Origin of the sequence: Streptomyces sp. Y1 (assembly GCF_041053115.1) — a bacterium.
Lineage (GTDB): Bacteria > Actinomycetota > Actinomycetes > Streptomycetales > Streptomycetaceae > Kitasatospora > Kitasatospora rubellomurina.
Genome location: NZ_CP163445.1, coordinates 6,580,110 through 6,588,582, shown reverse-complemented (window position 1 = coordinate 6,588,582; position 8,473 = coordinate 6,580,110). Strand labels below are relative to the sequence as shown.

General features: G+C 72.7%; 8 protein-coding genes. All 8 read right to left on the bottom strand.

All coding sequences use genetic code 11. From position 1 onward, the window contains the following. Window positions 1-48: 48 nt before the first annotated feature. Window positions 49-3,987 carry an amino acid adenylation domain-containing protein gene (locus tag AB2U05_RS28980; protein WP_369184662.1) on the bottom strand — a complete coding sequence of 1,313 codons (3,939 nt, stop codon included), beginning with the start codon at window positions 3,985-3,987 and terminating at the stop codon, window positions 49-51. 339 nt (window positions 3,988-4,326) lie between these two features. Next, window positions 4,327-4,539: an MbtH family protein gene (locus AB2U05_RS28975; RefSeq protein WP_045702199.1), complete on the bottom strand. Its 213-nt coding sequence runs from the start codon at window positions 4,537-4,539 to the stop codon at window positions 4,327-4,329. 33 nt (window positions 4,540-4,572) lie between these two features. After that, window positions 4,573-5,217, bottom strand: coding sequence for a 2-hydroxychromene-2-carboxylate isomerase (locus tag AB2U05_RS28970; protein WP_045702200.1), 645 nt, complete (start codon window positions 5,215-5,217; stop codon window positions 4,573-4,575). Between the two features lie 13 nt (window positions 5,218-5,230). Further along, window positions 5,231-5,977 (bottom strand): 3-oxoacyl-[acyl-carrier-protein] reductase, encoded by a 747-nt coding sequence (gene fabG, locus AB2U05_RS28965; RefSeq protein WP_045702202.1) that lies wholly within the window; start codon window positions 5,975-5,977, stop codon window positions 5,231-5,233. 50 nt (window positions 5,978-6,027) lie between these two features. Then, a complete protein-coding gene (locus tag AB2U05_RS28960) occupies window positions 6,028-6,516 on the bottom strand; it encodes a 3-hydroxyacyl-ACP dehydratase FabZ family protein (RefSeq protein WP_045702203.1) in 489 nt (162 codons plus the stop codon). Continuing rightward, entirely contained in the window at window positions 6,513-6,923 is a 411-nt protein-coding gene (locus AB2U05_RS28955; protein ID WP_045702205.1) for a 3-hydroxyacyl-ACP dehydratase FabZ family protein, read from the bottom strand. The genes AB2U05_RS28960 and AB2U05_RS28955 overlap by 4 nt, the downstream gene beginning before the upstream one ends. Then, window positions 6,923-7,180, bottom strand: coding sequence for an acyl carrier protein (locus AB2U05_RS28950; RefSeq protein ID WP_045702207.1), 258 nt, complete (start codon window positions 7,178-7,180; stop codon window positions 6,923-6,925). The genes AB2U05_RS28955 and AB2U05_RS28950 overlap by 1 nt, the downstream gene beginning before the upstream one ends. An 81-nt stretch (window positions 7,181-7,261) precedes the next feature. Further along, complete coding sequence (locus AB2U05_RS28945) at window positions 7,262-8,365, bottom strand: beta-ketoacyl synthase N-terminal-like domain-containing protein (protein ID WP_045710550.1); 1,104 nt, start codon at window positions 8,363-8,365, stop codon at window positions 7,262-7,264. Window positions 8,366-8,473: the final 108 nt, after the last annotated feature.

Genomic DNA, 8,473 nt, shown 5'->3' with positions numbered 1-8,473 from the left:
CCTCACACGAATCGGTGTTGCGTCAGAAGGAGGGACGAGCACGGCCCGTCAGGAGGGGCGGCGCACCTCGGCCGCGGCGTCGATCGCGCGCAGCTCGTCCTCGAGGATCCGCCCCATCTCGGCGAGCGCGCCGGGCTTCATCAGGTCGTTGTGGTTGCGGTCCAGGTAGTACGGGGTGATCCGGCCGGCCACGTACGGGCTCCAGGTGGCCGGGGTCGGCGAGATGTCGACCTTGTCGAGCGAGGCCACGATGACCACGGCGTCCCCGCCGTACCGGGTCGGCTCGTACTCGTTGACCAGGCTGCGGCAGTTGGCGTAGACCCGGCCGATCGCCGCGATGTGGTGCCGCTCCAGGCTGGCCATCGAACTGCCCAGCTTGCGCAGGAGGTTGACCACCTGGTCGAACTCCAGCGGCTTGCGGCCCAGTCGGCGCCGGTCGAAGCCGACCCAGCGCAGCAGGTCGGCGAGGATGTCCTGCTCGCCCAGTTCGGCGATCTTCTGGCCGGGGTAGGTGTCGAGGATCGCGAGCAGACCGACCTGCTCGCCCTCACGCTCCAGCCGGGAGGCGATCACGTGCGCCACGACGCCGCCGGCGGAGTAGCCGAGCAGGTGGTACGGCCCGGTCGGCTGGACCTTGCGGATCTGCTCGACGTAGTCCTCGGCCATCTCCTCGAAGCTGCCGGGCAGTTCGCCCTCGCCGTCGAGGCCGCGCGCCTGCAGCCCGTAGACCGGGCGGTCGGCGTCGAGGTTCTTGATCAGGCCGGCGTAGACCCAGGAGAGTCCGCCCGCCGGGTGCACGCAGAACACCGCGGGGCGGTCGCCGTACGGGCGCAGCGGCAGCACGACGTCCAGCGGGTCGTCGCTGCCGCCGTCGTCCAGCCGGGCCGCGTACAGCGCGGGGGTGGGGGCCTCGAAGAGGCTGCGGATGGTGTGTTCGACGCCGAAGGTCTCCCGGACGCGGTTGACCAGGCGGGTGGCCAGCAGCGAGTGGCCGCCGAGCTCGAAGAAGTTGTCGTCGACGCCGATCCGGGGCAGGCCGAGCACCTCGGCGAACAGCTCGATGACGATCTCCTCGCGCGGGCCGTTCGGGGCCCGGCCGCCGGAGACGGCGGCGGCGAAGTCCGGGGCGGGCAGCGCCTTGCGGTCGAGCTTGCCGTTGGGGGTGACCGGCAGCCGGTCGAGGGTGACGAAGGCGGCGGGCACCTGGTGTTCGGGCATCCGCGCGGCCAGGTGGGCGCGCAGCTGCGCGGGGTCGGGCTGCGCGCCGGCGGCGGGCACCACGTAGCCGACCAGCCGGCGGTCGCCGGGGCGGTCCTCGCGGGCGAGCACGGCGACGGCGGCCAGTTCGGGGTGCTGGGCGAGCGCGGCCTCGATCTCGCCGAGCTCGATCCGGAAGCCGCGGATCTTCACCTGGTCGTCGGTGCGGCCGAGGTAGCGCAGCGCGCCGTCCGGGCCCCAGGCGGCGAGGTCGCCGGTGCGGTACATCCGCGAGCCGGGCGGGCCGTACGGGTCGGCGACGAAGCGCTCCGCCGTCAGGCCCTGCCGGTTGAGGTAGCCGCGCGCCAACTGGACGCCGGCCAGGTACAGTTCGCCCGGCGCGCCGGGGGCGACCGGGCGCAGTCCGGCGTCCAGCACGTAGGCGCGGGTGTTCCAGACCGGACGGCCGATCGGCACCGCGCCGGGTTCGTCGCGGCAGGCCCAGGAGGTGACGTCGACGGAGGCCTCGGTGGGGCCGTACAGGTTGTGCAGCCCGGTGCCGGGGAGGGTGCGCAGCAGCCGGCCCTGGGTCTCCTCGGGCAGTGCCTCGCCGCTGGTGATCACCCGGCGCAGGCCGGTGCACTGCTCGGCGGCGGGTTCCTGGAGGAAGACCTGGAGCATGGACGGCACGAAGTGCGCGGTGGTGACGCCCCGGTCGCGGATCAGGGCGGCGAGGTAGGCCGGGTCCTTGTGCCCCTCGGGCCGGGCGAGCACCAGGGTGGCGCCCTGGATCAGCGGCCAGAAGAACTCCCAGACCGAGACGTCGAAGCCGGACGGGGTCTTCTGCAGCACCCGGTCGTCGTCGCCGAGGCGGTAGGCGTCCTGCATCCAGAGCAGCCGGTTGACGATGCCGCGGTGCGGCACCAGGACGCCCTTGGGGCGGCCGGTGGAGCCGGAGGTGTAGATGACGTACGCGGGGTGGTCCGGGCGCTGCCGCACGGCGGGCGGGCCGGCCGGGCGGTCGGCGAGCAGGCCGGCCAGCTCCGGGCCGTCCAACTGGAGCTGTGGGACGGGCAGTTCGGCGGGCAGCCGGTCGCGGGCGGGCTCGGTGGTGAGCAGCAGGGCCGGGTTCGCGTCCGCCAGCAGGAAGGAGATCCGCTCGGCCGGGTAGTCCGGGTCGATCGGCAGGTAGGCGGCCCCGGACTTGAGCACGGCGAGCAGGCCGACCACCAGCTCGACCGAGCGGGGCACGGCGAGCGCGACGATCCGCTCGGGGCCGGCGCCGCGCTCGACCAGCAGGTGGGCGAGCCGGTCGGCGCGCTCGTGCAGTTCGCGGTAACTGAGGCTCCGGCCCTCGAAGTCGAGCGCTTGCGCGTCCGGCGCGGCGGCGGCCCGGCCGGCCAGCAGCTGGGTGAGGGTGGTGGGCGGCAGCGGGTGCCCGGTGTCGTTGAGGGTGTGCAGGACGAGCTCGCGCTCGGCCTCGCCGAGCAGGTCGACCCGGCCGACCGGCTGGTCGGGGCCGGTGGCGGCGAGGTTGGCCAGGAAGCCGAGGAACCGGTCCTGGTGGGCGGCGAGTTCGGCCTCGGAGTACAGCTCGGGGTTGGCGTCGAAGTCGACCTGCAGGCCGCGGCCGTCCGAGCGGTCGTAGAAGATCACCGAGAGGTCGTCGGACGGCCCGATCGACAGGTTGTGCACGACGGCGCGGTGCGGCCCGAAGCTCAGGCCGTAGTCGAACATCATGATGTTGATCTCGGGCCCGGTGAGCCGCTGGTCCCCGGCGAGCAGGCCGCGGTCGCGGCGCAGGTCCTCGTAGCGGTAGCGCTGGTGCTTGAGGGCGCCGCGCAGTTCGACGGTAACCAGGCGCAGGGCCTCGGCGAGGGTGGCGGACGGGTCGATCGCGACCCGGACCGGGACGACGTTGGAGACCATGCCGGGCAGGCTGCGGGCGGCCTTGCCGAGCCGGGTGGCGACCGGCAGGCCGAGCACGACCTCGGCGGCGCCGGTGGCGCGCTGCAGGTAGAGGGCGGAGGCGGTGGCGACGACGGCCGGCCAGGTCGCGCCGGCCTCGCGGGCGGTGTCGCGCAGCGCGTCCAGGTGCTCGACGGGCAGGAAGGCGGTGCGGCGGACCAGCCCGTGCGCCAGGACCGGCTTGCGGGCGGCGAGGCCGACCGGTTCGGGGCAGTCGGCGAGTCTGCCGGCCCAGTAGTCGCGGTCCTCGGTGAACCGTTCGGAGGCCCGGTACTCCTGGTCGGCGGCGACCAGGGCGGCCAGCGGGCCGAACGGGTTGGCCGGGGCCGGCTCGCCGGCGGCGAGCGCGGTATAGACCTCCGCCGTGCGCTGGGCGAGCAGGGCGACGGTGAAGCCGTCCACCACCACGTGGTGGTAGCAGTAGAACCACAGGTGGCGCCCGGGGGCGACTTTCAGCAGTTCGAAGCGGTAGAGCCGGTCGCGACCGGGGTCGAGGGCGACGGCCATGGTCCGCCGCATCCGGGCGACGGCGACGGCCTCCGGGTCGGCCTCGGCGGTGAGGTCGACGACCTCCAACAGCCGGTCGGGGACGGGCTGGACGTGCTGCCACAGCTCGTCGCCGTCCTGCGCGATGCGCACCCGGAGGGTCTCGGCCTCGGTGACGACCTGCCGCAGCGCGGCCTCCAGTAGTGCAGGGTCCAACTCGCCCTGGATTTCCAGGTATTCCGCGGCATTGAAGATCGGATTGGCTGGTTCCAGCTGCTGGGCGAACCAAATACCCGATTGAGCGGCCGTCAGGGCAGCCCTGTCTCCCCCGTGCATGCTTGTCTTCCACCCCTAGCGTTCGATGGGAACGGCACCGGCGCGCGACTCGGCGGCGGGATTCCTGGAAAGCGAAATTCTCAGGAGGTGAATTGCTGGGGGCCTCAGGACGGGATCCGGCGACACCGATCGCAGGTTCGCAGGAATCTGTCAGGTGTCCGAGGCCGACGCCGCAAATCTTGCACCGGATGCGGTCTGGGTCACAATGCTCGGTGCATCAAGCTGCCACCGGGGGTGAGCGGAAGAAGGGGCTCCGCCGAAACTCGGCATCCCCATGCACACCGAAGCCCGGCCCGTGCCAGTGGCACGGACCGGGCTGGGTGCGCGGAAAAGGGGAGGTCAGGCGCCCATGGCGGTGACCAGACTGCGCGGGCGCATGTCGACCCAGTTCTCGTTGATGTAATCCAGGCACTCCTGGCGGGCCGCCTGGCCGTGGGCGACCGTCCAGCCGGCCGGCACCTCGGCGAACACGGGCCAGAGCGAGTGCTGGTTCTCCTCGTTGACCAGGACGTAGTACGAGGCGCTGTCGTCCTCGAACGGGTTGGTGGCCATTGCTGTGCTCCTCTTCCTGATGGGCTGACGGGGTTACCCGGCGACGCCGGCGGTCCTGGCCGCGGCACGCCCCCGGATGGAGGCGACGAAACCGGGCAGCCGGTCGACGCCCCAGAACTTTTCGAAGCCGTCGATGAAGTACGGCACGCCGAACACGCCGTCCCGGTGCAGCGCGGCCAGCGCGGCGAGTCCGCGCTCGCGCACCGCCGGGTCCGCGGCGGCGCCGCCCAGCAGCTCGGGGTCGAGCCCCAGCTCCGGGCCGAAGCCGGCGATCACCTCGGGGTCGGAGATGTCCAGGCCGTCCTGCCACCGGGCGCGGTAGACCCGGTCGATGAACTCCCGGCCCCGGCCGTGCTCCTCGGCCACCAGGTACGCGAGGTGGGAGACCTCCCAGCGCGGCTCCCGGTCCAGCGGCCAGACCATCTCCAGGCCGCGCTCGCGGGCGAGCCGGCGCACGTCCTGGAGGATGTACAGGTGCTTCTCGCGGGACATCGCCACGTACGGCAGCTGGACGCCGTTCTGCGCGAGGTGCTCGTTGTGGTGGTCGTCCGGCTCCCAGAACGGCAGCCACTCGATCGACTCGGCCACGTCCGGGTAGCGCCCGATCAGGTCGCGGTAGGCCATCCAGGAGTACGGGCTGCGGAACGAGAAGTACCAGCGGGGCGGTTTCCGCGCCATGGTGCCGCCTTTCTCAGATGGTGATGCCGCCGTCGATCTGCAGGACGGCACCGGTGATGTACTGCGCCTTGTCCGAGACCAGGTACCCGACGAGATCGGCGACCTCGTCGGCCCGGCCCATCCGCTTCATCGGGATGGACTTCAGGGCCTCCTTGAGGGCCTTGCCCTCGATGGCCGCGGTCATGTCGGTCTCGATGAACCCGGGGGCGACGGTGTTGACCCGGATGCCGTACCGGCCGGTCTCCTTCGCCAACGAGCGGGAGAAGCCGATGATGCCGGCCTTGGACGCCGAGTAGTTGGACTGCGTGGCGTGGCCGTAGACCCCGGCCACCGACGAGATGTTGACGATGGCGCCGGCCTTGCGCTTCATCATGCTGAAGACGACGGCGCGACAGACATGGTAGACGCCGCCCAGGTTGGTGTCGATGACGTCCTGCCACTGGTCGTCGGTCATCAGCACCAGCGGGTTGTCGCGGGTGATGCCGGCGGCGGTGACCAGGGCGTCGATCTCGCCGAGCTTCTCCTCGACCTCGGCCACCAGCTCGCGCACCGAGTCGGCGGCGGTGACGTCGGTCTTGCGGGCGAGCACCTTGACGCCGAGCGCCTCGACCTCCTTGACCAGGTTCTGCGCGGCCTCCTCGTCGGAGCGGTAGCAGAACGCCACGTCGAAGCCGTCGCGGGCGAGCGTCAGTACGGTGGCGCGGCCGATCCCGCGCGAGCCCCCGGTGACCAGCGCCACCCGGGAGGTCTTCTCCTCCATCGGTCCTCCATCAGTGTCGTCGGTTCGGCCCGGACCCGGGCCTGGGGGGGTCACGCGGACGCGGACTCGCCGGGGCGCAGCACCTCGGCGGGGCGCATGGCCACCACCACGGACGCCACGGTCAGCACCGGCTGACCGTCGACCAGGCTCTCGCCCTCGAAGATCACGGTGTCGCCGACGGCGCGGGAGACCCGCACCCGGTGCTCCAGCACGTCGCCGGGCAGCACCTGACCGTGGAACTGCACGCCGGACATGCTGCCGAACAGCATCACCTTGCCCGACAGCACGTCGGGGTTCGGGTCGTCCCAGGTGCCGAGCAGTCCGGCGCTCTGGCACCAGGACTCGACCAGCAGCGACTGCGGGTAGCCGAAGCCCTCCGGCGGGGTGTCCGGGCCGAGTTCGGCGTACCACGGCTCGTTGCAGGTCACCGCCTTGATCGCGGTGATCCGCTGCCCCGGCTCCACGTCGAGCACCCGGTCCACCAGCAGCATCGGGAAGCGGTGCGGCAGTCGGCCGCGGATCTCCACCTGCCCGGTCATGCGGTCACCTCGCCCTGGTAGCGCAGCCGCAGCTTGGCCGCGTCGCCGCGGGCCGAGCGGACGGTCGCCTTGCAGATCCAACTGCCCTTCTTCTGGCTCCAGTCGAGGTCCACGTCGAGGACGTCGCCGGGGTAGACCGGGCTGGTGAAGCGGGTCGACTCGACCTCCGCGAGCGCCACCTCGCCGGCCTCGGCCGGGGCGGTGGCGAGCGCGCCGGCGTGCGTCAGGTCCACCAGGCAGACACCGGGGAAGATCGGGAAGCCCGGGTAGTGGCCGGGCAGCACCGTCTCCTCGGGCGCGACCGTGAAGCGGACCGAGCCGCGCGGCCCGTCCACCGCGGTGACCTCGACGGGCCCGGCCAGCGGGGTGGCCCGCCGGCCGGCCCGGGTCGGGGTGTCGACCGTCATCAGCGCGCCTGCACCTTCGCCTGCAGCAGCTCGTACGCCCGCGACAGGCAGGTGAACTCCTTCAGCTCGGACTCGGGGATCTTCACGCCGTACTTCTTCTCCAGCACGACGACGACCTCGAGCGCCATCAGCGAGTCGACCTCGAGGTCGTCCACGAAGTCGGCGTCGTCGGTGAGCTCCTCCGCCTCGATGTCGAGGACCTTCGCGACCACCTCGCGCAGCTCCTCCAGGTTCAGCTCGGCGAGCTGTCCGCTCATCAGTCCGTCCTCATTTCGCGTTCGACAACGTGTGATTGGTGATGCATCGGTTCGGCGCGGAGCAGCTCCGCACCGGGTCGGTCAGCGCAGGCCCAGCACGGCGCAGCCGACCGAGCCGGCCCGGTCGACCGAGGTGATCACGCCGATCTGCCCGGCGGCGCCGCCCGGCTGGTCGGCGGCGTGGACGAGCAGCGCGGCGGCCTGGAAGGCGGCCGCGGCCGCGCCGGTGTCGCCGATCAGCTCGGCCGGGGCCAGGTCCACCGCACCGGCGGCGCCCAGCACCTCCTGGACGGCGGCGATCTCGGCCTCGCCCTCGGCACCGGGGGCGCCGGAGCGGGCGACCGCGGAGACCTGCGCGACCTCGACACCGGCGTTCTTCAGGGCCCGGCGCACCGTGCGGGCCAGGACGCCCTGGACGTCGCCGTCCAGCGCCACGCCCAGCTCGACGGCCAGGATCTCGGCCAGCACCGGCTGCTCCTCGCCGTCCGCCGCCGGCGGCTCGACCAGCAGCACCGCGCAGCCCTCGCCGAGCGGGGACGCCGCGGCACCGCCGGTGGCGTGGTGCTCCAGCCAGGCGCGGGCGGAGGAGAACTCCTCGGCCGCGCCGGTCAGCACGGTGCGGGCGCGCCCGGCGGCGAGCAGCCGGCGGGAGTAGCTGAGCGCGTGCAGGCCGGCCACCCGGCCGCCGGCGATGGTCGCGTTCGGGCCCTTGAGCTGGTACCAGATGGCGCACTGGCCGGCGGCGCAGTTCATCACGGTGTTGGGGAACTTCGCCGGGTCGACGAAGAACGGCTCCTGGCCGGTGAGCGAGTCCCGGGTGAAGTCCATCATGCTCTGGGCGCTGCCGGTGGTGGTGCCGAGCGCGAGCGCGGCACGGTCGCCGGTGCCCACCGTGCGGTTGCGGTCGCCGTCGTCCAGCAGGGCGCCGACCGCGGTGACGGCCAGGGCGGTCACCCGGTCCATCGAGCGGGTGCCCTTCTTGCCGAGCGCGGAGCGCGCGTCGAAGTCGGGGACGATGCTGGCGGTGCCGTCCGAGGTCTGCGCCAGCTCCGGCGCCAGGGCGGTGTGGGTGGTCCGCCGCTCGCGCAGGCCCTGGGCGAAGGCGTCCCGGCCGACTCCGAACGGCGAGACCGCCGACCAGGCGGTGATGACCGGGCGTCGTGTGCCGGTCAGGGTGGTAGTCATACCTGCTCCGACTCCTTTCGATCTCCTCGCCGGTGGCCCCCGGCGCAGTGGTGGGAACGGTTCAGTGGGTGGCGGCTCTGCGGGTGGCGGCCCGGTGGCCGGCGGCCC

Coding starts and splice junctions, on each gene's coding strand:
- AB2U05_RS28950 (WP_045702207.1), bottom strand. CDS start 7,180: ATGAGCGGACAGCTCGCCGAGCTGAACCTGGAGGAGCTGCGCGAGGTG.
- AB2U05_RS28970 (WP_045702200.1), bottom strand. CDS start 5,217: ATGGCGCGGAAACCGCCCCGCTGGTACTTCTCGTTCCGCAGCCCGTAC.
- AB2U05_RS28980 (WP_369184662.1), bottom strand. CDS start 3,987: ATGCACGGGGGAGACAGGGCTGCCCTGACGGCCGCTCAATCGGGTATT.
- AB2U05_RS28945 (WP_045710550.1), bottom strand. CDS start 8,365: ATGACTACCACCCTGACCGGCACACGACGCCCGGTCATCACCGCCTGG.
- AB2U05_RS28955 (WP_045702205.1), bottom strand. CDS start 6,923: ATGACGGTCGACACCCCGACCCGGGCCGGCCGGCGGGCCACCCCGCTG.
- fabG (WP_045702202.1), bottom strand. CDS start 5,977: ATGGAGGAGAAGACCTCCCGGGTGGCGCTGGTCACCGGGGGCTCGCGC.
- AB2U05_RS28975 (WP_045702199.1), bottom strand. CDS start 4,539: ATGGCCACCAACCCGTTCGAGGACGACAGCGCCTCGTACTACGTCCTG.
- AB2U05_RS28960 (WP_045702203.1), bottom strand. CDS start 6,516: ATGACCGGGCAGGTGGAGATCCGCGGCCGACTGCCGCACCGCTTCCCG.